The following is a 26,349-nucleotide window of genomic DNA, read 5'->3' on the forward strand; positions in this document are numbered from 1 at the left end:
CTACGCTACGAACACCCTCACAACCGCCACGACGATCACCCCGGCCGCCACGGCCGCCAGCAGCGGAAGCCTCGTGGCGACAAGCGCTGTCGCGAGGGTTGCGAGCGTTTCGGCCGGCCCGGTGACCAGCGCCGTCGGCGCGATGACGGCCATCAATACGGCCGGCGGAATCGCCTCCAGCGCCCGCTTCTGCTTCGGACCTATCGTGACGAAACGGATGAGGACAAGACCGCCGATCCGGGTCAGCACGGTCGCCACGGCCATCGCGACGATCGCAAGAAGCGTGTGCGGATCGAGCGTCATGCGCGGGCCTCCTGACGTTCCCCGGTGAAGAGAGCCGCAATGACGCCCGCCCCCGCGCCGGCTGCGATGTACCAGACTCCGGGGAGGAATTGGTGCGCGAGGACCGCGGCCGCAGCGCTCGCAGCGAGAACCGTGCCGGTCTCTCGTCCCTTCCAGAAACCCATGACCAGGACGATAAAGACCGCGGGGAACGCAAAATCGAGACCGAGCGCTTTCGGGTCTCCGAGGAACGCGCCGGCGAGCGAACCGGCAAGGCCGGCAAGCACCCAGACCAGATAGAACGGCACCGCGAGGCCCGCATACCAGGCGGGCGTGAGGCGCGACTCACCGGCCCGGACCTCGGCCATGGCCCATATCTCGTCGGCAAGGAGAAGCATCGCGGCATACCTCGCCGGCCCCGAGAAGGCCGGCATTTTCGTCCCGATCGATGCGCTCATCAGAAGATGGCGGATATTGACGAGCAGAGCCGAAAATCCGAGGGCCGCCCAGGAGGCCGGATGAGTCCAGATGTCGAGCGCGACGAATTGCGAACCGCCGGCGAAGACCAGAGCGCTCATCATCACGATTTCGAGGGTCGACAGGCCCTTGGTTGCGGCGACGGCCCCGAAGACGAGCCCGATCGGCATCACCGCCACGATAAGCGGTGCCATCGCCCTGAAACCGCCCCAGAATTCCTCGACTGCCCGCACCTTTTTCACGCCAGGGATCTCCCGTACCTGCAACACCAACCTTCTGAAATTGCGCACTTCCGGAGGGAAAACCGTTACGCGCTTTTCCTGGAAGTCCGCCAGCAGGTAGCCCGGCAGAAGACACCCGTCTTGAACGAAAGTGATCAGCCTGAGCGATAGGTGCCCGGCGTGACGCCGGTTCGAGCCTTGAAATGGCGGCTGAAATGCGCCTGATCGGCAAAGCCGCAGTGATAGGCGGTGTCCGCCGCAGACCAGCCCTTGCGCAGAAGGGCCTTGGCTTCCCGCACCCGCTTGTCGGTGAGAAAAGCATGCGGGGTGATGTGAAATTCCTTTCGGAAGGCGCGGATCAGATGGGCGCGGCTGAGCCCCGCCAGCTTCGCAAGCTCCTCCAGCCCGATATCGTGCGTGTAGTTTTCAACAAGATAGTCGCGTGCCCGGTGCACGGCTGACCTCTCGCGCGTCTGCAGAGGGACGATGATAGCGTTGCCGTGGCGCTCGAAGAGCCTGGCCAGGAACCCGAACATGCTTTCGTCCGCTTCGAGCGTACCGACCTTGCCTTCCAATGCGCGGTGCGCACGATGAAAGCCGATCGCAAGCTCTCTATCGGTGAGAAGCAGCCGCGAGAAGGACGGCGTTCCCCTGAAGGAGCGGCCGGTCACATCCTCGAGTATCTCCACCAGCAGGTCCGTGGATGGATAGATCATCCGGTAGCGGTAGCCTTCATGGCCCGGATGTCCGTCGTGGATTTCATCCGGATTGATGAGATAGAGATCTCCCGGGCCCGTCTGCGATCGTTCCCCCTTGATCGTGCTGATCTGGGAACCCGCTTCGATCGCACCTATGCTGAAGGTGTCGTGCGCGTGGGGGGCAAATTCGTGTGTGATGAAGGTCGCGCTGAGGCACTCCATGCCCTTGAAGCGGGGGTCGCGCCAGAAACGAGTCCGCTCGGCTCCCTCGAGCGGCATGGCGTCGATGGCCTTTTCCTGTGAGATCGTTTCCATCGGCCGATCTTATCGGGCGAGGAAAGGCTCGTCTTGCATAAAAGTGCTTTCGACCGGAGCATTGCGTCGGCGGTTTGCGGCACGGAGCACTTGGATGTATTGCTGCGGGTATCGTCCATGCAGAGTTCCAGTATGCAAAGCCCCGAGTTTCTTTCCGCCTCCAGCAGGCTCACCGTCGACCTCACCGCGCTTGCCGACAATTGGCGGGCGATGAACGAGCGGTCCGGAAACGCCCGCACCGCCGCCGTTCTGAAGGCCGATGCCTACGGCCTCGGCGTCGTGCATGCCGCACCGGCTCTCTATGCCGCCGGCGCGCGCGATTTCTTCGTGGCCAGTGTCGAAGAAGGGGCCGAGCTTCGCCCGCTTGTTCCGGATGGGCGAATCGACATTCTCGCGGGAATGTGGCCGGGCAACGAGGAACTCTTCTTCGAGAACGATCTCGTGCCGATCATCAACTCGGAGGAGCAGCTGGCGGTCTTCATGGCAGCGCTTTCCGAACGGGGCGACCACCCCTGCGTTCTCCACGTCGACACGGGCATGAACCGGCTCGGCCTGTCGCCTGAGGAGGCCGTTGCCCTCGCCCACGACCCTGCGCGGCCTGCGAGTTTCTCGCCGGTCCTCGTCATGAGCCATCTGGCCTGCGCCGACGATCCTGGACACCCGATGAACCGCTATCAGCTTCAGCGTTTCCGCGAGGTTACGGCCGCCTTCGAGGGCGTGCCGGCAAGCCTCGCAAATTCCGGCGGCGTGTTCCTCGGCGCGGACTACCACTTCGATCTCACCCGGCCCGGTATCGCGGTCTATGGCGGCGAAGCGATAGATGGCGCCGTGAATCCGATGAAAGCGGTCGTCACCGCCGAAGCGCGCATCGTGCAGGTCAGGACGGTTCCATCCGGCGAAACGGCAAGCTACGGCGCCTCGGTCCGCTTCGGCCGCGACAGCCGCATTGCGACGGTCGCGATCGGTTATGCCGACGGCTACCACCGTTCGGTTTCGGGCGGCGGCGTCACCCTCAGACAGGCGATGCCCTCGGGCGCCTTCGGTTTCCTGCATGGTATGAAGGTGCCGCATGTCGGGCGGGTGACTATGGATCTGAGCCTGTTCGACGTCACTGACCTGCCGGAAACGGCCGTGCGTGCCGGCGATTACATCGAGGTCTTCGGGCGCAATGTCGCCATCGATGACGTCGCGCGCGCCGGCGGCACTATCGGCTACGAGCTGCTGACGAGTCTCGGCCGCCGGTATCATCGGACCTATGTCGGAGGCGCTTGAACAAGGCGCAAAGGAATATCGTCCTTTCAATCAGGAATTCGCGGCATTATGTGACCGCCAAGAGTGATTCTCGGGCGGCGGCAATTCCGCCATCCGCCCGCAAACATCCGAAAGCCGACATCCATGGCGAAAGCCCGCACCCAGTTCGTCTGCCAGAATTGCGGCACTGTCCATTCCCGCTGGGTGGGCAAGTGCGACGGTTGCGGCGAGTGGAACACGATCATCGAGGATGACCCGACGGGGGGATCGGCGGCGGTCCCATGCGCACGCCGAAGAAGGGGCGTCCCGTCGCACTTACCACGCTCTCCGGAGAGATCGAAGACGCGCCGCGCATCCACACCGGCATTTCGGAACTCGATCGCGTGACCGGCGGCGGCTTCGTTCGCGGATCCGCACTGCTCGTCGGCGGAGATCCGGGCATCGGCAAGTCGACCGTACTGATGCAGGCGGCCGCGGCACTTGCCCGCCGGAAGCATCGGGTGATCTATGTCTCGGGCGAAGAAGCGATCGCCCAGGTCCGCCTGCGTGCTCAGCGGCTTGGCGCCGCCGATAGCGACGTGCTTCTTGCGGCCGAGACGAATGTCGAAGATATCCTCGCGACGCTTTCCGAGGGCAAGCGCCCGGACCTCGTCATCATCGATTCGATCCAGACGCTTTGGAGCGATATCGTCGACTCCGCACCGGGCACGGTGACGCAGGTCCGCACCGGCGTGCAGGCGATGATCCGCTTCGCCAAGCAGACGGGCACGGCGGTCGTGCTGGTCGGCCACGTGACGAAGGAGGGCCAGATCGCCGGCCCGCGCGTCGTCGAGCACATGGTCGATGCCGTCCTTTATTTCGAGGGCGACCGCGGCCATCATTACCGCATCCTCAGGACGGTGAAGAACCGCTTCGGACCGACCGACGAGATCGGCGTTTTCGAAATGTCGGACAAGGGCCTGCGCGAGGTCGCCAACCCGTCGGAGCTGTTTCTCGGCGAACGCAACGCGAAATCGCCGGGTGCCGCGGTCTTCGCCGGCATGGAGGGCACGCGGCCCGTGCTTGTCGAGGTACAGGCGCTGGTCGCGCCGACATCGCTCGGAACGCCGCGCCGCGCGGTGGTCGGCTGGGATTCGGCCCGCCTTTCGATGATCCTCGCCGTGCTGGAAGCCCATTGCGCCATTCGCCTCGGCCAGCACGACGTCTACCTCAATGTCGCGGGCGGCTATCGCATTTCCGAACCGGCGGCCGATCTCGCTGTGGCTTCCGCACTGGTTTCGTCGCTTGCCGGGCTTGCCCTGCCGGCCGATTGCGTCTATTTCGGCGAAGTCAGCTTGTCGGGTGCAGTCCGGCCGGTTGCGCATACCGCCCAACGTCTCAAGGAAGCCGAGAAGCTCGGTTTCTCCCAGGCCGTCCTGCCATCTGCATCGACCGAGTTGCCGAAGAACGGCAACGGCCGCTGGAGCGAGATGGAAAGCCTGCCGGATCTGGTGGCGCGTATCGCGGGATCGCGGCGTGCCCTGCAGCAGACGAATGACGAGGACTGACGGAATAGCCGCGCCCTGGAGCATCAACAGGATGTGCCGCCTGGCGATTGGCGGTGAAGTCGGAGTAAGGACAACATGCCCATCACAATTCTCGACGGTATCGTTCTCGGCGTCGCGCTGTTTTCGGCCATCCTCGCGATGGTTCGCGGCTTCTCGCGCGAGGTTCTGTCGGTGGCGAGCTGGGTCGGCGCAGCCGCCGCGGCCTATTTCCTCTATCCGCATCTTCTGCCCTACGCCAGCCAGTACACGACCAGCGGAACGGTCGCGATGATCGGCTCGGCGGCCGTAATCTTCCTGATCGCACTGATCATCATCTCCTTCATCACGATGCGGGTGGCCGATTTCATCATCGACAGCCGCATCGGCGCGCTCGACCGCACGCTCGGCTTCCTGTTCGGAGCCGCTCGCGGCATTCTGCTCGTCGTCGTCGCCATGCTGTTCTTCAACTGGCTGGTGGCGCCGCAGCAGCAGCCTGTCTGGGTGACCCACGCGAAGTCGAAGCCGCTGCTCGACAATCTCGGCAATCAGTTGGTAGCGCTGCTGCCGGAAGAGGCCGACGCCACCATTCTCGACCGCTTGCGCGGAAAGGATACGACCGGCGAAGGCGAAGGCGAGACGCCGCCGGCTCAGACGGAACAGGCGCCCGGCGAGGAAGCGCCGGCGACGAACGGCTGAGATCGACAGGAAAGTTTGCGACAAAGCCCGCTGTGCGGGCTTTATCCATTTGGAATGACGCTTGTCAGTGTTTTCGGGTAAGATCGCTTGAAGACTGGCGGCCCGATCACGATATGCGCACCGGCACGTAGCAAAGGCGAATTGCGATGACCGATCTCAGATCCAGCGAAATTCATGACGAACTCGACGGCGACACCCTTCATGAGGAGTGCGGCGTTTTCGGCATTCTCGGGCATCCGGACGCCGCCGCGCTGACGGCGCTCGGCCTGCATGCGCTCCAGCATCGCGGGCAGGAAGCCGCCGGCATCGTCACCTTCGACGGGCGGCAGTTCTATTCGGAGCGCCGCATGGGTCTCGTCGGCGACCATTATACCGATCCCACGACGCTCGCGAAGCTGCCCGGTTCGATGTCGATCGGCCATGTACGCTACTCCACCACCGGTGAGACGGTCCTGCGCAACGTCCAGCCGCTGTTTGCCGAGCTGCAGGAAGGCGGAATCGCAATCGCGCACAACGGCAACTTTACGAACGGCCTGACGCTCCGGCGCCAGATCATTGCAGACGGTGCCATCTGTCAGTCGACATCCGACACCGAAGTGGTGCTGCATCTGATCGCGCGGTCGAAACACGTCTCCTCCAGCGACCGCTTCGCCGACGCGATCGCCCAGGTCGAAGGCGGCTATTCGATGCTGGCTCTGACGCGCACCAAGCTCATCGCCGCCCGCGACCCGAACGGCATTCGCCCGCTCGTCATGGGCGAACTCGACGGCAAGCCGATCTTCTGCTCGGAGACCTGCGCGCTGGATATCATCGGCGCCAAGTTCGTTCGCGATATCGAGAACGGCGAAATCGTCATCTGCGAGATTCAGCCGGACGGGTCGATCACCATCGATGCCCGCAAGCCGCAGAATCCGCTGCCGGAACGCCTTTGCCTTTTCGAATACGTCTATTTCGCCCGACCGGATTCGGTCGTCGGCGGCCGCAACGTCTATGTCGCCCGCAAGAACATGGGCAAGAACCTCGCCATCGAAGCCCCCGTCGAGGCGGATGTCGTGGTGCCCGTTCCGGATGGCGGTACTCCGGCTGCAATCGGCTACGCGCAGGAAAGCGGTATCCCCTTCGAACTCGGCATCATCCGCAATCACTATGTCGGGCGGACCTTTATCGAGCCGACGCAGCAGATCCGTGCCTTCGGCGTCAAGCTCAAGCATTCTGCGAACCGGGCGATGATCGCCGGCAAGCGCGTCGTGCTCGTCGACGATTCCATCGTCCGTGGCACCACTTCGGTCAAGATCGTCCAGATGATGCGTGACGCAGGCGCGCGCGAGGTGCATGTGCGCGTCGCGAGCCCGATGATCTTCCACCCGGATTTCTACGGCATCGATACGCCGGACCGTGACAAACTGCTCGCCAACCAGCATGCCGACCTCGCCTCGATGTGTCGCTTCATCGGCGCCGATTCGCTCGAATTCCTCTCTATCGACGGGCTTTATCGTGCCGTCGGCGGCGAGACGCGCAACCCACAGGCGCCGCAGTTCACCGATCACTATTTCACCGGAGACTACCCGACCCGCCTTCTCGACCAGGGGGCAGCGAGCAACGTTCGCAAACTCTCGGTTCTCGCAAGCAACGGATAACGAACAACAACATGACGCCCAATCTGAAAGACCGGATCGCCGTCGTCACCGGCGCATCGCGCGGGATCGGCTATTTCACTGCTCTTGAACTCGCCAGGGCCGGCGCCCACGTCGTCGCCTGCGCCCGCACCCTCGGCGGTCTCGAAGAACTGGACGACGCGATCAAGGCTTTCGGCGGTTCGGCAACGCTCGTCCCCTTCGATCTGTCGGACATGGCCGCCATCGACAAGCTCGGCGGCGCCATAAACGAGCGCTGGGGCAAGCTCGACATCATGGTCGCCAATGCGGGCGTCCTCGGCACGATCTCGCCGATCGGCCATGTGGAAGCCAAGGTCTTCGAAAAGGTGATGGCCATCAATGTCACCGCGACCTGGCGCCTGATCCGTTCGCTCGAACCGTTGCTCGTCCGTTCGGATGCCGGCCGCGCCCTCATCCTCTCCTCGAGCGCGGCGCACAAGTGCAAGCCCTTCTGGGGGCCCTACTCCGCCTCCAAGGCTGCGGTCGAGGCGCTGGCACGCACCTGGGCCTACGAGACGCAGCGCCTGCCGCTGCGCATCCTCAGCGTCGATCCGGGCGCCACGCGCACCGCCATGCGGGCGCAGGCCGTGCCCGGCGAAGATCCCGAGACCCTACCGCATCCCTCCGAGGTGGCTCAGGCGCTGTTGCCGCTGCTCGGCCCCGAGCAGACCGAGACGGGAAAGCTCTTCATCGTTCGGGAAAAGAAGATCGTCGACTACCGCATGCCGGAATAGGCCGGCGGCGCTTCCCCGCATCCGGCCTGCCGGCCACCTTCTCCCCGCAAGCGGGGCGAAGGTGATTGGCGACTGATGCTCCGCCCCCGGCGGGCATCCGCGCGCGGAAACCTATCAGCTATTCGCTGTCCCCCGGCAAACCGTCGTTCCCGTGGCCACCCGGCCAGTCGCCATATTTGCGCTGCCAGGATCGGGCACCGAAGGGCAGGCTCACCAGATAGGCCATCGCAGTCACCACCATCGTCTCCCAGGTATAGGTCATCAGCGTCGCCACGTAGAAGACGACGACCAGGATGACGGGGAGGACCAGATCCCGGCGGACGCGGTTCTCCGACTTGCCGGACCAGACAGGAAGACGGCTGACCATAAGGAAGGCGATAAGGACCGTATAGACCGACGCGATCAGCGCAAACGTCCTTTCCGGCGCAAGACCGAGCAGGCCAAGATAGACGGGCAGCAAAACCAGCATCGCACCGGCCGGCGCCGGAACACCGACGAAATATTCCGACTGCCAGGACGCCTTGACCTGGCGCTCCGCCATCACGTTGAAGCGCGCCAGCCTCAGACCGACGGCAATGGCGTAGATCAGCGCCGCAATCCAGCCGAGGGAACGCGCCTGATCGAGGAGAAACACGTAGAGGACGAGCGCGGGCGCGACCCCGAAATTGATGATGTCGGCAAGCGAGTCCATCTGGACCCCGAAACTCGAGGTCGCCTTTAGAAGACGCGCGATGCGCCCGTCGATGCCATCGAGGAAAGCGGCAAGGAGAACCATCGCAACCGCGAGTTCGAACCGATTCTCGAATGCCAGCCGGACGCCCGAGAGGCCGGCGCAGATCGCCAGGACCGTGATCATGTTCGGGACCATCAGCCGTAGCGGAATCTCCCGCAACCGGGGCCCGCGGGCCTTGTCGTGGGTGCCGGTGGCGTCCACGTGCTCAGCGGCGGACTGTTCAGGGCTTCCTGCGGATTGTTCGTGGCGGGGCTCTTCCATGACCTGTCCTCACGCGCGCCGGCTGATGACCGGGCCCTTCGCCGACCCGAATTCGGCGAGCACCGTCTCGCCGCCGGTGGCCGTCTGACCGACCGTCACGCGCGGTTCCGCACCGGCAGGCAGGAACACGTCGAGACGCGAGCCGAAGCGGATGAGGCCGAAACGCTCGCCCGCCTCGAGCGACGCGCTCTCCCGCGTCCAGCAGAGGATGCGGCGGGCCACGAGACCGGCGATCTGGACTACGCCGATCTGGCCGTGTTTCGTTTCGATGACGAGGCCGTTGCGCTCGTTTTCCTGACTTGCCTTGTCCAGCTCGGCATTCACGAACTTGCCGGCACGGTAGGCGATCCGTCGTACCGTGCCGCTCATCGGCGCGCGGTTCACGTGGCAATTGAAGACGTTCATGAAGACCGAAATGCGCAGCATCGGCTCCGATCCGAGGCCCAGTTCCTCAGGCGGCGTCACGGTGGCGACCGACGATACGGTGCCGTCCGCCGGGCTGATGACGAGATCGTCGTCGATCGGCGTCATGCGCTCCGGATCGCGGAAGAAATAGGCGCACCAGGCGGTCAGAACGAAGCCGATCCACATCAGCGGCTCCCAGAGGAAGCCGAGCGCCAGCGACACGACAAAGAAAATCGCAATGAAGCGGTAGCCTTCCCTGTGGACCGGTACGAGCGTGTTGCGCACTGTGTCGATCAAACTCATGAACTCTACTCTCCATATTTGCTTTGCGACGTGAACTAGCGCGAATCAGACAGCCCGGCAATGTCGAGGCCGGGAGATAGAGGACTCGCGGTAACATCATTGCGATCAGAGCGCCGGCATTCCGCGGTCGACGATGCCGAGATCGTCGCTCTCACGCACGCGTTTCAACTGTTCTTCGGCCTGCGTTGCCTCGCGCTGGCGGCTCCACATGGAAGCATAAAGACCGCCGCGGTCGATCAGTTCGCCATGGGTGCCGCGTTCGGCAATGACGCCGTCCTTCAGGACGATGATCTCGTCGGCGTTGATGACCGTCGACAGGCGATGGGCGATGACGAGCGTGGTGCGATTGCGCGACACGATATCGAGCGCAGCCTGGATTTCCTGTTCCGTCTTCGTGTCCAGAGCCGACGTCGCCTCGTCGAGGATCAGAATCGGCGGCGCCTTCAGGATGGTTCGCGCAATCGCGACGCGCTGCTTCTCGCCGCCCGAAAGCTTCAGGCCGCGCTCGCCCACCATGGCGCGGAAGCCTTCCGGCAGGTCACGGATGAAATCGGCGATCTGCGCCGCCTCGGCGGCTGCCTCGACCTCCGCATCGCTCGCAGTCACCCGGCCGTAACGAATATTGTAGGCGATCGTATCGTTGAAAAGCACAGTGTCCTGCGGCACCATTCCGATCACGGAGCGCAGGCTCTTCTGGGTGACGTCACGCACGTCCTGACCGTCGATAGTGATCGAGCCTTCCTGGACATCGTAAAAGCGGTAGAGCAGCCGCGACAATGTCGACTTGCCGGCTCCTGAGGGGCCGACGACTGCGACAGTCTTTCCGGCGGGCACATCGAAGGTGATCCCTTTCAGGATCGGCCGTGCCGGATCATAGGCGAATTGGACGTTCCTGAAGGAAATTGCGCCTCTTTCGATCTCCAGCTCCTTCGCGTTCGGCCGGTCGACGACCTCCGCCCGAACGTCGAGCAGATCGAACATGTGCTCGATATCGGTCAGGCCCTGGCGGATTTCGCGATAGACGAAACCGATGAAGTTCAGCGGGATCGCGAGCTGGATCAGCATCGCGTTGATGAAGACGAAGTCGCCGATGGTCTGTTCGCCGCGCTGCACGGCGAGCGCCGATATCGTCATCATCACCGCCGTGCCGGCACCGAAAATCAGCGCCTGGCCGAAGTTCAGCCAGCCGAGCGACGTCCAGACCTGCGTCGCGGCCCGCTCGTAACGCTCCATAGACTTGTCGAAGCGCTTCGCCTCCATCTCCTCGTTGCCGAAATATTTCACGGTCTCGAAATTCAGGAGCGAATCGATCGCCTTGGTGTTCGCATCGGTGTCGCTGTCGTTCATCGAGCGTCGAATGGCGATGCGCCAGTCGCTCGCACGCACCGTGAACCAGATGTAGAGCCATACCGTGACAGCGGTCACCAGGAGATAGGTGAAGCCGTAGCCCCACCAGAAGATCACCGCCGTCAGCAGGAACTCGATGAGTGTCGGTACGCTGTTGAGGATCGTGAAGCGGACGATCGTCTCGATGCCCTTGGTGCCGCGTTCGATGATGCGCGAAAGCCCGCCCGTGCGCCGCTCGAGATGGAAGCGCAGCGAGAGCTGGTGCATGTGAACGAAGGTCTTGTAGGCAAGCTGCCTGACGGCATGCTGGCCGACACTGGCGAAAAGCGCGTCGCGCAGCTGGTTCAGGCCCGCCTGCAGCAAACGCGCGAGATTATAGGCGAGTACCAGCATGACGGCGCCGGTCAGGAACTGCGGCAGGAAACCGAGCGCGTCGGGCTTGTTGTTGAGCGCATCGGTCGCCCATTTGAAGAAATAGGGGACAAGGATGAGCACCGCCTTGGCGATCACCAGGATCACCGTCGCCCAGACGACCCTCAGCTTCAGATCGATCCGGTCCGCCGGCCACATGTATGGCCACAGATTCGCTATGGTTTCGATGGGATTGGCACTGTCGGCGGAAACCGTCTTCTTCTGGGGCACGTCTCAGTCCGCTTCATGATTTGATTGACGAAGACATGCGGGCGAACCGCTACGTCGCGCGCCTTCATCCCGCACCAGCTTCAATGAAAAGCGGCGCCTTTTTGGAGGACGCCGCTTTTCCTGACAGATAGGTCCACCTCCCCGCCAACGCAATGGAAGTGCCGGCAAAAGACAAACTTAGAGCGGGATGAGGAAAACTATGTGCGGTTTTCCGCCCGCATCCCGCTCTTGGGAACGATCACGTTAGTGCTTTCAGGTCGAACCGACCTCAAAAGCATCGTGATCTAGTGTCGCATATGCTTGCGGTGGATTTCCCGCGATTCTTCCTCCGACAGCATCTCGTCCGGAACCCCGAAAACCTGGCCCGGTCGGATCAGATCCGGATTTTCGATCTGTTCGCGGTTGGCGAGATAGATGGTGGTGTAGCGCAGACCGGCACCGTAGACGCGGCGCGAGATCTGCCACAGCGTATCGCCGCGGCGGATGATCACCGACGTCTTGCTTTCCTTGAGCGGTGCCTGCTCGATGGTGGCCGGCTGTTCCTTCGCCGCATCCGAAGCCGGCGCCGCCGCCTGTTCGACCACGGTTGCATTTGTCTCGCCCGCTGCCGAAGGCTCCGGCTGCTTCGAGGCATCGCTCGCCTGCGCCGCCAAGGGTTCGGCGGATGCCACCGAGGTGCCGACATTCTGGCGCGTCAATGCGTTCCCAAGAGCGCCATCGACCTTCTCCACCGCCGCTGCGACGCTTGACGGGTCCTGCGGCGCAGCCTTGAGCGCGTCCAGCGCCGTTGTCGCCGCCTTGGACGCTTCAGCGGCGGCTGCCGCCAAATCGGCATCGGAGCCATCGGCCGGCTTGAATTCGGCCAGCGACTGGAGGGCGAATTCGGTTGCCGAGCGGGCTGCGGCGAGCTGCTCCACGGAGGGCTGCTTCCCGTCGGCAAAAAGCGCTTTCAAAAGGGTAAGCGCCTTGCCCGCTTCCGCCTTCAAACGGTCGAGACCCGTCGTGGGTGCTGCAAGCGTCGAACCGGCGATGGCGGCAACCTGCGCGCCCGCCGGCCTGTCGAAGGGAACGGAGGCGCGCATCGCCACCTTGCTTGCATCTTCGTTCATCATATCGGCGCGGATGATGTGGCTGCCGACCGAGAGCTCGATCGAACCGTCGACGACGAAATGTCCCTTGTCGTCGGCTTTCACCTCACCCAGCAGCTCGTCGTCCGCGTAAATGCGGACAAGGGCGCCGGGCTTGGCGTTGCCTGCGACATACATCATGCCGCCTTCGATCTCGACCGCAGTCACCTGCAGCCCGGGAATGGTTGCCGGTGAGGCGGGAGAAACGGAAGCGCCGGCGGGCTCGCCGGCCGGTACCGTGCCCGGATCGGCGGCTGCCTGCATCGGCTTCGGCTCGGCTTCCGGCGTCGTGATCAGCCGGCTCGCCTTGCCCGCCTTGGATACCATCGCCAGCAGCTGCCCGCTCGAATCCTTCGGTACCGAAACAGTCGCAACCTCCTCCGACGTCTTGCTGTGTCCGCCTGAGCCGACGCTTCTGAGCGTCAGCTGGTGGTCGCCTGCCGAGAGCGGCTTGTCGAAGACGGCGGCAAAATCGCCGCCCGCGCCGACATTGGCGGTGCCGACGACCGTGTCGCCGCTCAGGATCTCGAGCTTCGTGCCGGGCTGGGCTCTGCCCGCGACGACCGTCGAGCCGTCCGGTTCGACGCGCAGGACGTCGAACCCCGGAACCGTCCAGTCCGCCACCGGGTCGGATGCGGCCCCATTGCTGCCGGAGGCCGCCGTCGCTTGTTGTGCTGCGTTGCTTTGCGGGGCGGAAGGATCGGTCTTCGTTGCCGCCGCCGTTTGGCCGGGCTGCCCGCTTGCGCCCGATTGGGCCACCGCCCCCTTGTCGCTTTCACGCAGATTCGGCTGAACCACAAAGATCATCAATGCGGTCGCGATTGCCAGGACGCCAAGCGCCACCCAGCTGGCCTTATTCTTAATCATGCCACTCTCCACAGGGCGGAGCGCCTTGATGCTCCCCGCATGCCCCATCGGCCGGCGCTGCGACGCCAGGTGCATTATAGCGCAACCGCAGCACACTGTCCGAATTCTTCAATGTATTACTGAAATTGCTAACGTTTCTTATAGTGCTATACAAGCGCTCACTATGATTCCGGCGCTCGACAGCCGGAGATTTTTCGTCCATTTTCCTTGACCCGTGCTGCACTGCAATCTCTGGTGGGACCATGAACGAGGAAACCACGCCGATTTTATCCGTTTGCGTTTATTGCGGTTCTCAGCCCGGGCGTGACGAAGCCCACATGCAGGCCGGCCGCACCCTCGGCAAATCGATCGCCGATCATGGCCTGCGCCTCGTCTATGGCGGCGGCACGCGCGGGATCATGGGCGCCGTGGCGAGCGGCGTGCTTTCGTCCGGCGGACACGTGACCGGCATCATTCCCGAATTCCTGATGGACAAGGAAGCGACGCGTCACTCGCTAGGCCAGCTGAACGAATTGATCGTTACCGCCGACATGCATGAGCGCAAGCACAAGATGTTCGAGCGCGCCGGCGCCTTCGTCGCCCTTCCGGGCGGGATCGGCACGCTCGAGGAGATCGTCGAAATCATGACCTGGGCGCAGCTCGGCCGCCACAGGAAGCCGATGGTCTTCGGCAATGTCAACGGCTTCTGGGATCCGATGCTGCAGCTGATCGACCACATGCGCGGCCAGGGATTCGTTCACACCGCGCATCTCGTGCAGCCGCTGGTGATCGACCGTGCGGAAGACATCATCCCCGGCATCCTTGCGTCGGTCCGCGCCAACGGGCGCGAAGGCGAAGCCGAGATCATCGCCAGGCTCTGATCCAGAGCGGGACGAGGAGAAGTGTGTGCGGGTTTCCGCCCGCATCTCCGCTCTTCTTAGAATCGACCACGTTCATGGCTTCAGGTCGATCCGACCTGAAGTCATCGTGATCTGACTCTGCCGATTATTCGGCCGGCGTCGGTTGAGCCGCGCGCCGCGCCCTGCTCTCCGCAAGCATCGCTCCCGAATAGATGAAGAGCGCGGCCCAGATCAGGGCGAAGGCGACGAGTTTGGCCGTTCCAAAGGGTTCGTGGAAAACGAAGACCGCGATCAGGAAGATCATCGTCGGAGCGATATATTGCATGATCCCGATTGTCGAAAGCCGGAGCAGCTTCGCGCCATTGGCATAGATCATCAGCGGCACGGCGGTGACGATCCCGCAGGCGAGGAGCAGCAGGACATCCGTCATGTTGGCGTCGCCGAGGAAGTGGCCCTGCCCCGTCGCCTCGAGCCAGATGACGTAGCCTGCAGCCGGGATGCTGAGCAGCAAGACTTCGAGGAAGAAGCCCTGGTTCGGCCCGACCGGCAGCGTCTTCCGGAAGAACGCATAGAAACCCCAGGAAAAGCACAGCCCGATCGAAACCCAGGGAAGACCGCCCGCGTCGAAGGCAAGCACGCCCACGGCGAGCGCGGCGAGGCCGATCGCCACCATCTGCGCCGGATTTGGCCTTTCCTTCAGCAGCAGCGCACCGAGGAAGATGGAGAACAGAGGGTTGATATAGTAGCCGAGCGCGGTCTCGATGGCCCGCCCCGCCCCGATCGCCCAGACATAGATGCCCCAGTTGACCGTGATGAGAGCCGCCGTGATCGTGGCCATCATCAGCACGCGTGGAGAGCGCAGCGCTACCTTCACGTCCTGCGTGCGGCCGAGCCACACGAGCACGAGGCCTGCGAGCGGTACCGACCAGACGATACGATGCGCCACCACTTCCGCCGCAGGGATATGCGACACCGCCTTCATGAAAAAAGGCAGGAAACCCCACAACAGGTAGGCTGCCAGCGCGAAGGCGAAACCCTTCGGCGAATCGACATTCTCTGCGGGCAAATTCGCGTTCGGCTCGGCCATGATTTTGATCCTGAAATTCCACCGGAGCCGAGCGGGAAGCGCTCCGGTCGCAATCGACGGCCAACCCTCTCGGGAGCAATTGCCGTCAGTCCTCCTGCGTCCTACTCCAACGGACGGTGATGCACCAATTCATTTCCGTGAACCGATGGATGAACGGCGTTGATACGACGGAACCGGACATCCCGCGCAACCCGAATTCATCGTGATCCAAACTACTCGGCCGCGATCGATCCGACCTGATCGCGGTTTTTGAGCAGCTTGTAGACGATACTGTCCATCAATGCCTGAAATGAGGCGTCGATGATGTTGTCGGACACGCCGACCGTCCACCAGCGCGCCCCTGAGCGATCCGTCGATTCGATCAGAACGCGGGTGACGGCCTCGGTGCCGCCGTTGAGGATGCGCACCTTGTAATCGGCAAGTTCCAGATCGGCGATCTCGGACTGGTACTTGCCGAGATCCTTGCGAAGCGCGAGGTCGAGCGCGTTGACCGGGCCGTGCCCCTCGGCGACCGACATCATCGTTTCGCCGTCGACGATCACCCTGACCACGGCCTCCGATACCGTCTTCAGCTTGCCGTTCGCGTCGAAGCGGCGTTCGACCATCACGCGGAAGCTCTCCACCCGGAAGAAGTCGGGCACGGTGCCGAGAATACGGCTCGCGAGGAGCGTGAAGCTCGCATCCGCACCTTCATAGGCATAGCCCGTCGCCTCGCGTTCCTTGACGATCGAGATCAGCTTGTCGAGCCGCGGATCGTCCTTGGAGACCGTGATGCCGCGCCGCTTGAGGGCATTGATGAAATTGGCCTTGCCTCCCTGATCGGAGACCATGACCTTGCGCAGGTTGCCGACGCTTTCCGGTGCGACATGCTCGTAGGTTCTCGGGTCCTTGAGCAAGGCGGAGGCGTGAATGCCGGCCTTGGTGGCAAAAGCCGAAGCGCCGACATAGGGAGCCTGGTGATCGGGAGAGCGGTTGAGCAATTCGTCGAAGGCATGGGCGAGCTTGGTCAGCTCCTGGAGCCTCTCGGCGTCGATCCCCGTCTCGAAACGGTTCGAATAGGTTTCCTTCAGGGCAAGCGTCGCAATCAACGTCACGAGATTGGCGTTGCCGCAGCGTTCCCCGATGCCGTTGAGCGTGCCCTGGATCTGGCGAACGCCGGCTTCGACCGCAGCCAACGAGTTGGCCACCGCCTGCCCCGTATCATTATGCGCATGGATGCCGAGATTTGCACCGGGCACTCCCGCCGCAATCACGGCCGAGACGATCTCGCGGATCTCGCCCGGCTGCGTGCCGCCATTGGTGTCGCAAAGGACGACCCAGCGCGCGCCCGCCTCGAAAGCCGTTTTCGTGCAGGCGAGCGCATAGGCGGGATTCGCCTTGTAGCCGTCGAAGAAATGCTCGCAATCGACCATCGCCTCGCGCCCGGAACTCGACGACCGCCTTCACGGATGCGCGGATATTGTCGAGATTTTCCTCGTTCGTGCAACCGAGCGCCACCTCGACATGATAATCCCAGCTCTTGGCGACAAGACAGATCGCATCGCTCTTGGCGCTCAGCAGCGCGCTCAGTCCCGGGTCGTTGGAAGCGGAGACGCCGGCGCGCTTGGTCATGCCGAAGGCGACGAAGGAGGCCTTGTCGGTGCGCCGGCACTTGAAGAACTCCGTGTCCGTGGGATTGGCGCCGGGATATCCGCCCTCGACATAGTCCATGCCGAATTGATCGAGCAGCGCCGCAATCGCGATCTTATCCTCGACGGAAAAGTCGATGCCCGGCGTCTGCTGCCCGTCCCGAAGCGTCGTGTCGAAGAGATAGATGCGTTCCCTGGTCATGTCTCGGTTCCAACGTACAAATCACTGATCGATTGCGGGTTCTTCGCACCCGCCCTATTCGGTCTTGCCGGCAAATTTATCGGTCGCCCGGATGAGCCGGTCGAGAATGCCCGGCTCCGAATAGGCATGCCCCGCCCCCTCGATGAGGTGGAATTCGGCTTGCGGCCAGGCCTTGTGCAGCTGCCAGGCATATTTTGCCGGGCATGGCATGTCGTAGCGGCCATGCACGATCACGCCCGGAATTCCGCGGAGCTTATGGGCATCGCGCAGCAATTGCCCGTCTTCCAGCCAGCCGGCATTGACGAAGAAATGGTTTTCGATGCGGGCGAACGCATGAGCGTATTCGTCCTCCTCGAAGGGCGTGCTGGTGTCCGGCTCCGGCAGAAGCGTAATGGTCTCCCCCTCCCAGATGCTCCAGGCCTTGGCCGCGGCAAGCCGCGTCGCGCGGTCCTCGCTTGTCAGGCGGCGGTGATAGGCCCGCATCATCTCGTGGCGTTCTTCCGGCGGGATCGGCGCGATGAAGCGTTCCCACTTGTCGGGGAACATTTCCGAGACGCCGAACTGATAGTACCAGTCGAGCTCGGCCTTGGTCAGGGTGTAAATGCCCCTGACGACGAGCTCGCTTACCCGCTCAGGATAGGTCTCGGCATAGGCCAAGGCCAGCGTCGAGCCCCAGGAGCCGCCAAAGACGAGCCACTTGCCAACCCCGCAAAATTCCCGCAGCCGTTCGATATCGGCCACGAGGTGCCAGGTCGTGTTGGCCTCGATCTCTGCATGCGGCGTCGACCTGCCGCAGCCGCGCTGGTCGAACAGCATCACATCGTAGAGCGACGGATCGAAGAGCCGGCGGTGGTTCGGCGAAATCGTACCGCCCGGGCCGCCGTGGAGGAAGACCGCCGGCTTGGCGCCGGGCGTGCCCGCCCGTTCCCAATAGATCGAATGGCCGTCGCCCACATCGAGGTGCCCGGATGCATAGGGTTCGATTTCGGGATAGAGGGTACGCAATGGAGAACTCACGATAGATCTTCCTCGGGCGGCCAGTGCACCGTGTCGTAGTCGGGGTGCTGGCGGTTGGATTCCAGGACTATGAGATGGCGCTCTGCGGCCGCTTCGCTGCCGTCGTCGGTCTCTGTTTCGGGAAGCTGCGGCAGATGCGAAAACCAGAACATCCGCGAACTCGACGCCGGACTGGTAGACCGGCTGGACGTCATCCGGATCGTCGAGCGAACCGAGCGCGATGTTCAGGAAGCTCGCATGCGGCATGTCATAGAAGAGCGGCGTCCCGCAATCGCGGCAAAAGCCGCGGCGCACGAGATCTGACGAACGGTACCAGGCGGGCTGGCCGCGCACGATGCGGAAATCTTCGCGCGCGATATTGGCGAGCGGCAGAAAGTAGTTGCCCGCCGCCTTCTGGCACATGCGGCAATGACAGATATGCGGATCGTCCAGCGTGCCCTCGGCGCGGTAGCGCACCGCGCCGCACTGGCAGCCGCCGGTGAAGATGCGTCCGATCATCGTGCCCAGACTCCGCCCGGAGGCCACTGCTCCGTCTCATGGTCCGGATGCTGAAACGAGATGATCTGCTCCTGCCGCCCATAATAGTCGGCATCGTGGTGAACCGGCTGCTCGAAGATCGATTCGACCCAGGGAAGCCGGGACTGGTAATTGACCTGAATTTTCGGCGCGAGATCGGAGCGGTCGTCGAAGGCGCCTATGGCGATTTCGAGGCCGCCGGGATGCCGATAGGTCATCGGCGTACCGCATTTCGGGCAGAAGCCGCGATCGATATTGACCGATGACTGGAAATAGCTCGGCTCGTCACGGATCCACTCGACCCCGTCCTTCGGCGCGGTTACCAAGGCGGAGAAGAACGAGCCGAACTGTTTCTGGCACATGCGGCAATGGCAGATCGAGGGGCGCCCGAGCTCTCCGTGGATGCGGAAGCGAACGGCCCCGCACTGGCAGCCTCCAGTCCTGACGGTATTGCTCATCCTTTTTCCTCCGGTGGCCAGGTTTCGGTGTCGTGGTCGGGGTGCTGATAGGAAACGAGGTCGGCAAGAAAGGCGACAGCCTCGGCGTCGGCCATGGTCTCTTCGCCGGGCAGCTCGGATACATGATCGACATAGGGCAGTTTTCCTTCGACGCCCCATTGGATGGTCGGCACGATGCCTTCCGGCCTGTCGAATGCAGCGATCGCGAGCGCCATGCCGTCCGGCGCCTCGTAGGTCAGCGGTGTTCCGCAGTCGCCGCAGAAGCCGCGCCAAACCACATTCGAAGACCGGAAGCGCTTGCGCTCGCCGCGGGTCCATACGAGCTTCGCGCCGCGTACGGAAACGAGCGGGAGGTAGAAATTGCCGCTCGCCTTCTGGCACATGCGGCAATGGCAGACGGAAGCATCGCCGAGTTTTCCCTCGACGCGGAAGCGGACCGCGCCACACTGGCATCCGCCCATATGGATCTCGTCAGCCATCTCGCCCTCCTCTTTCCTCCGGCGTGCCGGCAGCGCCAACATCCTGAAACTAGACCTGAGACCGCTTCACCTCCCAGGTGGTCACTCTTTCGCCGGTCTCGGGATCCTTGCCGTCCTTGAGCTGGATGCCTCTCGCCAGGAGATCGGCGCGGATGCCGTCAGCCTGCGCGTAGTTCTTGGCCTTCAGAAGCTCCAGACGCTCACGTACACGGCCATCGATCTCGTGAACGACCGCCTCGTCGAGTTCGACCTCCTTCGGCACCACCCCGAGAAGCGCCGCGCTCGCGGCGAAGGCCCCGAGATGACGCGAATCGGCGGAAGCCTTTTGCGCCAATGCATGCAGCGCCTGAATGGCCGCCACGGTGTTGAGGTCGTCGGCCAGGGCGGTGACGACGGCCGGGTCCGCCTCGCCTGCAGCGTCGCCGTAGACCGGCCATTTCGACAGCAGATGCTCGGCCTCCTCCAGCCGCTTGATCGAGAAGTCGATCGGTTCGCGGTAATGGGTCATCAGCATCGCCAGCCGAAGGACCTCGCCGGGCCATCTGCGGCCGCCGAATTTTTCCGTGTGAAGAAGCTCGTAGATAGTGATGAAATTGCCCTCGGACTTCGACATCTTGCGGCCTTCGACCTGCAGGAAGCCGTTGTGCATCCAGACATTCGCCATCATCTCGGTGCCGTGGGCACAACGGGACTGGGCGAGCTCGTTTTCGTGATGCGGGAAGATCAGGTCGATGCCGCCGCCGTGGATGTCGAACACGTCGCCGAGATAGCGCCCGCTCATCGCCGAGCATTCGATGTGCCAGCCCGGCCGCCCGCGGCCCCAGGGGCTGTCCCAGCCCGGCTCGTGCTCGGCGGAAAGCTTCCAGAGCACGAAATCGCCCGGGTTTTTCTTGTGCGCCTCGACGGCGACACGGGCACCGGCCTGCTGCTCGTCGAGATTGCGCTTGGAAAGCTGGCCGTAATCGTCCATCGACCGTGTATCGAAGAGCACCTCTCCCTCGGCCTCGTAGGCATGGCCCTTGGCGATCAGCTTTTCGATGATTTCGATCATCCCGGCGATGTTTTCGGTCGCGCGCGGTTGCACGGTGGGCTCGAGGCAGCCGAGCACCGCCGCATCTTCGAGGAACTGCGTCTCGGTCTTCTCGGTCACATGCCGGATCGCCTCGTTCAGCGGCAGCCCGGGATAGTCGCGCAATGCCCGCGCGTTGATCTTGTCGTCCACATCGGTGATGTTGCGAGCATAAATGACGTGATCCGCGCCATAGACGTGACGAAGCAGCCGGAACAGGACGTCGAATACGATGATCGGCCGTGCATTGCCGATATGGGCATAGTCGTAGACCGTCGGGCCGCAGACATACATGCGGACGTTCTGAGGATCGATCGGCCGGAATTCGGCCTTTTCCCGCGTCAGCGTGTTGTACAGTTTCAAAATCGGCATTCCGCCCATCCCAGATCTCCAAGTCTGCATGCTGCCGTCGCAATATAATCGCCGGGTGGCCCCGCGCGTTTGTCATCTTGGATTTTTGGAGACGAAAACGGCCAGGCCAGCGGTTCGCTAGCGAATAATCTTCCGGCAAATAATGCAGATAACCGTTTTCATGGCGACCCTTATCGCGCGTCACCCGGCGCCGGTCAAGAGGCGAGCCACGTGCAAGCGAAAGTCGGCATTCTGCAACCATGACGGCCATGGATTTGTCACGATTTGGCTTATCTGGAAATCGTCAGAGGGGAAGGAGATACGCCAATGCAGCCCGGCACGGCATCAGGTCCTGTTTCCCGAGGAACAACAGGGACATGGTTTTCGTTGAAAATTCACGAGGGCTAATGCTCCCGATAGGGAAAACACCAAGGAAGACATGCAATGAAGGCCGCCAAAATTGCCGAACGCAACCCGCCGCCATCCGATCTGCTGACGAAATACCGCCCACTTGGCCTGAAGGCCGTCCTCGCAGCCGCGCTGCAAGTCAGGGCTAAACCGGCTGACAAGAAGATCGCGAAGCGTTCGGCTTAGTTCCGACCTGGGGCAGCGCCGCGCGTCCCCTTCGCCCCGCTTGCGGGGAGAAGGTGGCCGGCAGGCCGGATGAGGGGCGGTCCATGGCTCAAAACAACGACATCTGCCCGCCATCATCCCGGTCGTCGGAGCGCCCCCTCTTCGGGACCGGCGCTATCGGCGTGACCTCGTCCTGGAGCTCAGGGCCGGTGTTGGCGACCTTGTTGACCTTGTCCGACACGGGGATTGCTTCGAAATAATCCTCCGCCGCCGGCACCATGAGGTCGGCCACCTCGCGAGGTTCCTGGCTCTTGCAATCGAGCCAACGGGAAAAGTCTTCGGGCTGGATCACGACCGGCATGCGGTCATGGATGTGACTGACGGCGCCGTTCGCATCGGTGGTGAGGATCGCCGCGGTGTCGACCTCCGAACCGTCGGCGGAAGACCACGTCTCCATGAGCCCGGCAAAGGCCACGATCCCGCCCTTTTTCGGCCGGACCCAAAAGGCTTGCGAGGCCTCCCGGCTGCCCTTGACGGGGCGGCGCCATTCGTAAAAACCGGACGCCGGCACCAGCACACGGCGATGGCGCATTGCGGCGCGGAAGGCGGCCTTGCCGATCGCGGTTTCGGCCCGAGCGTTGATGAGCAGCGGAAACTTGCGCGGGTCCTTGACCCAGCCTGGCGTGAAACCCCAACGGACGAGCACAGCCTTGCGTTCCGGCAGGTTGCTGCCCGGTTCCGGCCGATCGGAGGCCACGATAACGACTATCGGCTGCGTCGGCGCGATGTTGAAGCGCGCAGGAAAACCCTCCGCTTCAAGCAGGCCAAACAGTTCCAGCAATTCCTCCGGCGTTGCCGTAAGCGCAAAACGTCCGCACATGACATCGATGTGGCACTTCACGTAGTATGGGTCAACGACCAAGGTGATTTTCGATTCCATGATTACGAAGCAACCCGAGCGCGCCTCCTCCGCCATTCTCGAACGGAACGGCCGCTATCTTCTTGTCCGGCGGGCCAATCCGCCGTCAGCCGACATGTACGCTTTTCCCGGCGGCAGGGCGGAGCCCGGGGAGACGCCGGCGCAGACGGCATTGCGCGAACTCGCCGAGGAAACGGGCATCAGCGCCCGCGATCCCGTGCTCTTCGAAATCTATGACCTGCCCGGTATAGGCCCGCAGGAGCGTCACTTCCTGCTCTCGGTCTTCACCGTCCAGGCCGATCCTGATTTGGTCGCGATCGCCTGCGATGATGCCGCCGGCGTTGGCTGGTTCACACCGGAGGAAATTTTGACCTTGCCCATTCCGGAAAGCGTGCGCGACTGCGTGGAAAAGCTGGCTGCCGGCGGGCCAAGGCGTATTCCTGAGTCGGCGACCGGCGTCAGTTCGGATTTGAGGGGCGCATGACCGATAAACGGCTCCCGTTCAGACTGTTGCTTACAGGCATTCTCCTCGCCACCGCCGCGGGCGTGGCGGCTCAGGAAAAGCAGCCTGCCCAGCAGACGGCCGCTCCCTCTCCGGCGCAGGAGGAAAAGCCGACCCCTTACGACCGGCGGCTGATCCGCCTCGCCGAAATTCTCGGCTCGGTGCATTATCTGCGCAATCTCTGTCTCGACCAGCCCGAGGACGGCTGGCGCCGCTCCACGCAGGAACTGATCGACAAGGAGGCGGCAGGAGAGCCGAAACGGCGCGAGCGCATAACCGCGGCTTTCAACCGGGGCTATCGGACCTTCGCCTCGGTCTATACCAGGTGTACGGAGCCCGCGACGCTCGCGGAAGAACGCTACCGTGCCGAAGGTGCAACACTCGTTTCGGAAATCGTCGCCCGCTTTGGAAATTAGGAAGATATTAACCTCTTTTTCCCTGACCCCGTGTCGTTTCGGGAAAAGGCTGCTAAGTTTGTTAAGAGAGTGATAAGAAGTAGCCGGCCTGTCTGCCCGTTCAGTTGCGGTTCAGCGGATAGGCGTTAGGTTAGCCAGTGCACGTAATGGAAGCCGCATGGAACGAATGATGGAACCAAGCCTGACAGACATCGACGACATGATCGTCCACGAGAAGATGCAGGCGGCGCTCGAGCACCAGAACGAGGCTTGGGCGGATGGCATGGCCGACGGCATCGAGCCCGAAATCATCGCCGATGCGGCGATTGCGCTGGCCATGCGCGAAACCGTTCGGCTTCATGGCGAAGAAGGTGCCGAGGCAATGCTTAATTCGCTTCGCGAGCGCATGCTCGCCGGAGAATTCTCGCCAGAGCGGACGATTCAGTAACATCAGGACTGCCCGATGAACCGGAACCCTGCAAACCGGGCCCTCCCGGTTGGTCTTGTCGTGTTGCTGCTGGCGAGTGCGACGATGCCCCCTGCGCCCGCGTTCGCGCTCAGTGAGTTTCAGGGCGCCCCTGCCCCCATTGCCGGCGAACAGAACGCAGCCCCAGGCGACGAGGCCGAAGAGTCCGCGCCGGAAGAACGGGCCCCCCTCGAAATTCCGATGCCAGACCCTCTCGTCGACAGGACGGCCGTCGAGTCGAAGGACGATGAGATCGCCGCGCCTGACGTTGTGGAGCCTGTCGAGGTCCTGACGGATGTTTCGAAGATCCCGGTGCCGGTCGCACGCATGCGCGAACTGATCGTCGAGGCCGCGGCTTCGGGTGACATCGAGCGGTTGCGCCCGCTGCTCGGCAAGGGCCCCACCCAGACCCAGGTTACCGCCACCGCCGGGGAAGACGACCCGATTGCCGCACTCAAAAGTCTTTCCGGCGACCAGGACGGCATCGAAATTCTGGCCATCCTCCTCGACGTCATGTCGACGGGCTTCGTGCTTGCGGACAAGGGTACTCCCGAGGAGGCCTATGTCTGGCCCTATTTCGCCGAGAAGCCGCTCTCGTCGCTGACCGCCCCGGAAAAGGTCGACCTCTTCCGACTGGTGACCGCCGGCGATTTCGCCGGGATGGAAGAGTTCGGCACCTACAATTTCTACCGCGTCGGCATCACGCCGGATGGAAAGTGGAAGTTCTTCGTCGCGGGCGATTGAGCGCGTCTCTTGCCGGAGAGACGGAAATGCTGGCGGTTCCCGCTCGGGCGTGCTTGCCCTTCCCCGGCAGACATCCTACCTCTTCGGAATAGAGAATAGGACTCGACATATGCCAATGGTTTGCCTCGACGGCCGCGCAATCATTCGTGTCTCCGGAAAGGACGCGGAGACCCTTCTTCAGACGCTGATCACGACGGATATCGCCTCGTTGACCCCGAACGAGGTCAGGCCCGGCGCGCTGCTGACGCCGCAGGGCAAGATCCTTTTCGATTTCCTGATCTCCCGCGACGGCGAAGCGTTGCGTCTGGAGACGACGGAGGATCAAGCCGAAGCGCTCGTCAAGCGCCTGACGATGTACAAGTTGCGATCGGCAGTGGAGCTGTCGCTCAATTCGCCGGCGCCGGTCACGGTCGTATTCGGAGAAGATGCGCCGGCCGAGAGCTATCGCGATCATCGGTTCGAGAAGGCGGGCATTTCCGCTTTCCGCCTCTATCGCGACATGCCTGCAGCGGAAGCGGGCGTCGCCGATCTGGACCGGCTCAGAATCGCGGCGGGCATCGCCGTTGCCGGCCGCGACTACGACCTGCAAGATGCCTTTCCGCATGATGTTCTCATGGACATGAACGGCGGCCTTTCCTTCCGCAAGGGCTGCTATGTCGGGCAGGAAGTCGTTTCGCGCATGCAGCACCGAGGCACTGCGCGACGCCGCCTCGTCATCGTCGCCGGCGAGGCGACGCTGCCGCCGAGCGGAACCAACATTTCCGTCAACGGACGGCCGATCGGTTCACTCGGCACCGTACTGGATCGGGACGGCCTGGCGATCGTCAGGGTCGACAAGGCAGGCGAAGCGATCGCCAAGGGTGAGGCCATTCTTGCAGGCGATGTGCGCCTTACCCTCACGCTCCCCGCCTGGACGGGGCTCGTCTTTCCGGGCGAGGCAGGCGAGGCGAGCGCATGATGAGTGCGCGTGCGTGGCAGCGTATGCTTTCCGGGCGGCGGCTCGATCTTCTCGACCCCTCACCGCTCGACGTCGAGCTTTCCGATATCGCCCACGGACTCGCCCGCGTGGCGCGTTGGAACGGGCAGACTTCCGGCGACCACGCCTTCTCCGTTGCCCAGCACAGTCTCGTTGTCGAGGAGATTTTCCGCCGCACCAATCGCTGCGATGCCCAGGATTGCCTGATGGCCCTGCTTCACGACGCGCCGGAATACGTCATCGGCGACATGATCTCGCCGTTCAAGGCCGTCGTCGGCGGCGGCTACAAGACCGTGGAGAAGCGCCTGGAGAATGCGGTCCACCTGCGCTTCGGGCTTCCGGCACATACGCCCCGGGAACTCAAGGAGCGGATCAAGAAGGCCGACCGTATCGCGGCCTATTTCGAAGCGACGGAACTTGCCGGCTTTTCCGCAGAGGAGGCCCGAAAGTTCTTCGGTCAGCCGCGCGGCATCACCCGCGAGACGTTGCTGATCGACCCTCTGCCCGCGGTCGAGGCGCAGCGGCTCTTCGCCACGCGCTTCAATGCGCTGGAGTCCGAACGCGCCAAGGCGAGACAGGAGGCGTGAC

General features: G+C 63.2%; 25 protein-coding genes and 3 pseudogenes. 13 read left to right on the top strand and 15 right to left on the bottom strand.

Annotation, left to right across the window (positions count from 1 at the left end; all coding sequences use genetic code 11):
- The 3 genes from N0Q91_RS12300 to N0Q91_RS12310 form a co-directional block, all read right to left on the bottom strand.
- Entirely contained in the window at positions 1 to 303 is a 303-nt protein-coding gene (locus N0Q91_RS12300; protein ID WP_275596524.1) for a branched-chain amino acid transport AzlD family protein, read from the bottom strand.
- Positions 300 to 953 (bottom strand): AzlC family ABC transporter permease, encoded by a 654-nt coding sequence (locus N0Q91_RS12305; protein ID WP_275598123.1) that lies wholly within the window; start codon positions 951 to 953, stop codon positions 300 to 302. Before N0Q91_RS12305 ends, N0Q91_RS12300 begins: the two co-directional genes overlap by 4 nt.
- 182 nt (positions 954 to 1,135) lie before the next feature.
- Positions 1,136 to 1,993 carry an AraC family transcriptional regulator gene (locus tag N0Q91_RS12310; protein WP_275596525.1) on the bottom strand — a complete coding sequence of 286 codons (858 nt, stop codon included), beginning with the start codon at positions 1,991 to 1,993 and terminating at the stop codon, positions 1,136 to 1,138.
- A 132-nt stretch (positions 1,994 to 2,125) separates the two neighbouring features.
- On the opposite strand from N0Q91_RS12310, the gene alr reads away from it, so the two are divergent.
- The 5 genes and pseudogenes from alr to N0Q91_RS12335 all read left to right on the top strand — a co-directional run bounded on the left by alr (position 2,126) and on the right by N0Q91_RS12335 (position 7,855).
- Positions 2,126 to 3,265: an alanine racemase gene (gene alr, locus N0Q91_RS12315; RefSeq protein WP_275598124.1), complete on the top strand. Its 1,140-nt coding sequence runs from the start codon at positions 2,126 to 2,128 to the stop codon at positions 3,263 to 3,265.
- Positions 3,266 to 3,388: 123 nt separating this feature from the next.
- A pseudogene (gene radA, locus N0Q91_RS12320) lies at positions 3,389 to 4,791 on the top strand (DNA repair protein RadA).
- Between the two features lie 75 nt (positions 4,792 to 4,866).
- Positions 4,867 to 5,466 carry a CvpA family protein gene (locus N0Q91_RS12325; RefSeq protein WP_018094645.1) on the top strand — a complete coding sequence of 200 codons (600 nt, stop codon included), beginning with the start codon at positions 4,867 to 4,869 and terminating at the stop codon, positions 5,464 to 5,466.
- Between the two features lie 146 nt (positions 5,467 to 5,612).
- The gene (purF, locus tag N0Q91_RS12330) at positions 5,613 to 7,103 is read left to right on the top strand and encodes an amidophosphoribosyltransferase (protein ID WP_275596526.1); all 1,491 of its coding nucleotides are present in this window, start codon (positions 5,613 to 5,615) and stop codon (positions 7,101 to 7,103) included.
- Between the two features lie 11 nt (positions 7,104 to 7,114).
- On the top strand, positions 7,115 to 7,855 hold the full coding sequence (locus N0Q91_RS12335; protein WP_100672095.1) for an SDR family NAD(P)-dependent oxidoreductase: 741 nt from the start codon (positions 7,115 to 7,117) through the stop codon (positions 7,853 to 7,855).
- Between the two features lie 118 nt (positions 7,856 to 7,973).
- Here the strand turns inward: N0Q91_RS12335 and pssA are convergent, their stop codons facing one another.
- The 4 genes from pssA to N0Q91_RS12355 form a co-directional block, all read right to left on the bottom strand.
- The gene (gene pssA / locus N0Q91_RS12340) at positions 7,974 to 8,849 is read right to left on the bottom strand and encodes a CDP-diacylglycerol--serine O-phosphatidyltransferase (RefSeq protein ID WP_275596527.1); all 876 of its coding nucleotides are present in this window, start codon (positions 8,847 to 8,849) and stop codon (positions 7,974 to 7,976) included.
- 9 nt (positions 8,850 to 8,858) lie between these two features.
- A complete protein-coding gene (locus N0Q91_RS12345; protein WP_018094641.1) occupies positions 8,859 to 9,557 on the bottom strand; it encodes a phosphatidylserine decarboxylase in 699 nt (232 codons plus the stop codon).
- Positions 9,558 to 9,662: 105 nt separating this feature from the next.
- Positions 9,663 to 11,546: an ABCB family ABC transporter ATP-binding protein/permease gene (locus N0Q91_RS12350; protein WP_275596528.1), complete on the bottom strand. Its 1,884-nt coding sequence runs from the start codon at positions 11,544 to 11,546 to the stop codon at positions 9,663 to 9,665.
- 284 nt (positions 11,547 to 11,830) lie between these two features.
- Complete coding sequence (locus tag N0Q91_RS12355) at positions 11,831 to 13,540, bottom strand: LysM peptidoglycan-binding domain-containing protein (RefSeq protein ID WP_275596529.1); 1,710 nt, start codon at positions 13,538 to 13,540, stop codon at positions 11,831 to 11,833.
- A gap of 242 nt (positions 13,541 to 13,782) precedes the next feature.
- Here N0Q91_RS12355 and N0Q91_RS12360 point away from each other — a divergent pair, with 242 nt between their 5' ends.
- The gene (locus tag N0Q91_RS12360) at positions 13,783 to 14,400 is read left to right on the top strand and encodes an LOG family protein (protein WP_275596530.1); all 618 of its coding nucleotides are present in this window, start codon (positions 13,783 to 13,785) and stop codon (positions 14,398 to 14,400) included.
- A 124-nt stretch (positions 14,401 to 14,524) separates the two neighbouring features.
- Here N0Q91_RS12360 and rarD read toward each other — a convergent pair whose 3' ends face one another.
- The 7 genes and pseudogenes from rarD to cysS form a co-directional block, all read right to left on the bottom strand.
- Positions 14,525 to 15,466 (bottom strand): EamA family transporter RarD, encoded by a 942-nt coding sequence (gene rarD / locus N0Q91_RS12365; RefSeq protein WP_275596531.1) that lies wholly within the window; start codon positions 15,464 to 15,466, stop codon positions 14,525 to 14,527.
- Positions 15,467 to 15,678: 212 nt separating this feature from the next.
- Positions 15,679 to 17,296: pseudogene (gene cimA / locus N0Q91_RS12370) on the bottom strand (citramalate synthase).
- Between the two features lie 54 nt (positions 17,297 to 17,350).
- Positions 17,351 to 18,313 carry a prolyl aminopeptidase gene (pip, locus tag N0Q91_RS12375; RefSeq protein ID WP_275596532.1) on the bottom strand — a complete coding sequence of 321 codons (963 nt, stop codon included), beginning with the start codon at positions 18,311 to 18,313 and terminating at the stop codon, positions 17,351 to 17,353.
- A pseudogene (locus tag N0Q91_RS12380) lies at positions 18,310 to 18,811 on the bottom strand (GFA family protein). The gene pip and the pseudogene N0Q91_RS12380 overlap by 4 nt, the downstream one beginning before the upstream one ends.
- Positions 18,808 to 19,287, bottom strand: coding sequence for a GFA family protein (locus N0Q91_RS12385; RefSeq protein ID WP_275596533.1), 480 nt, complete (start codon positions 19,285 to 19,287; stop codon positions 18,808 to 18,810). Before N0Q91_RS12385 ends, N0Q91_RS12380 begins: the two are co-directional and overlap by 4 nt.
- Complete coding sequence (locus tag N0Q91_RS12390) at positions 19,284 to 19,766, bottom strand: GFA family protein (protein ID WP_018094632.1); 483 nt, start codon at positions 19,764 to 19,766, stop codon at positions 19,284 to 19,286. The genes N0Q91_RS12385 and N0Q91_RS12390 overlap by 4 nt, the downstream gene beginning before the upstream one ends.
- A gap of 49 nt (positions 19,767 to 19,815) precedes the next feature.
- Positions 19,816 to 21,216: a cysteine--tRNA ligase gene (cysS, locus tag N0Q91_RS12395; protein ID WP_275596534.1), complete on the bottom strand. Its 1,401-nt coding sequence runs from the start codon at positions 21,214 to 21,216 to the stop codon at positions 19,816 to 19,818.
- Positions 21,217 to 21,630: 414 nt separating this feature from the next.
- Between cysS and N0Q91_RS12400 the strand changes: the two genes are divergently transcribed.
- Complete coding sequence (locus N0Q91_RS12400; RefSeq protein WP_080662060.1) at positions 21,631 to 21,780, top strand: hypothetical protein; 150 nt, start codon at positions 21,631 to 21,633, stop codon at positions 21,778 to 21,780.
- Between the two features lie 88 nt (positions 21,781 to 21,868).
- Here the strand turns inward: N0Q91_RS12400 and N0Q91_RS12405 are convergent, their stop codons facing one another.
- Positions 21,869 to 22,699, bottom strand: coding sequence for an SOS response-associated peptidase (locus N0Q91_RS12405; protein WP_201269669.1), 831 nt, complete (start codon positions 22,697 to 22,699; stop codon positions 21,869 to 21,871).
- On the opposite strand from N0Q91_RS12405, the gene N0Q91_RS12410 reads away from it, so the two are divergent.
- The 6 genes from N0Q91_RS12410 (at position 22,698) to N0Q91_RS12435 (ending at position 26,348) form a co-directional block, all read left to right on the top strand.
- Positions 22,698 to 23,162, top strand: coding sequence for an NUDIX hydrolase (locus N0Q91_RS12410; protein ID WP_275596535.1), 465 nt, complete (start codon positions 22,698 to 22,700; stop codon positions 23,160 to 23,162). The two genes, N0Q91_RS12405 and N0Q91_RS12410, sit on opposite strands and share 2 nt — an antisense overlap.
- Positions 23,159 to 23,596, top strand: a complete 438-nt coding sequence (locus N0Q91_RS12415) for a TIGR02301 family protein (protein WP_100672084.1) — start codon at positions 23,159 to 23,161, stop codon at positions 23,594 to 23,596. The genes N0Q91_RS12410 and N0Q91_RS12415 overlap by 4 nt, the downstream gene beginning before the upstream one ends.
- A gap of 157 nt (positions 23,597 to 23,753) precedes the next feature.
- A complete protein-coding gene (locus N0Q91_RS12420) occupies positions 23,754 to 24,023 on the top strand; it encodes a hypothetical protein (RefSeq protein WP_010969047.1) in 270 nt (89 codons plus the stop codon).
- 15 nt (positions 24,024 to 24,038) lie between these two features.
- Positions 24,039 to 24,785 carry a hypothetical protein gene (locus N0Q91_RS12425; protein ID WP_275596536.1) on the top strand — a complete coding sequence of 249 codons (747 nt, stop codon included), beginning with the start codon at positions 24,039 to 24,041 and terminating at the stop codon, positions 24,783 to 24,785.
- Between the two features lie 109 nt (positions 24,786 to 24,894).
- Positions 24,895 to 25,743 carry a CAF17-like 4Fe-4S cluster assembly/insertion protein YgfZ gene (gene ygfZ, locus N0Q91_RS12430; protein WP_275596537.1) on the top strand — a complete coding sequence of 283 codons (849 nt, stop codon included), beginning with the start codon at positions 24,895 to 24,897 and terminating at the stop codon, positions 25,741 to 25,743.
- The gene (locus tag N0Q91_RS12435; RefSeq protein ID WP_028012012.1) at positions 25,740 to 26,348 is read left to right on the top strand and encodes a YfbR-like 5'-deoxynucleotidase; all 609 of its coding nucleotides are present in this window, start codon (positions 25,740 to 25,742) and stop codon (positions 26,346 to 26,348) included. The genes ygfZ and N0Q91_RS12435 overlap by 4 nt, the downstream gene beginning before the upstream one ends.
- Position 26,349: the final 1 nt, after the last annotated feature.

The sequence above is a fragment of the Sinorhizobium prairiense genome (genome assembly GCF_029201645.2).
GTDB lineage: Bacteria > Pseudomonadota > Alphaproteobacteria > Rhizobiales > Rhizobiaceae > Sinorhizobium > Sinorhizobium meliloti_A.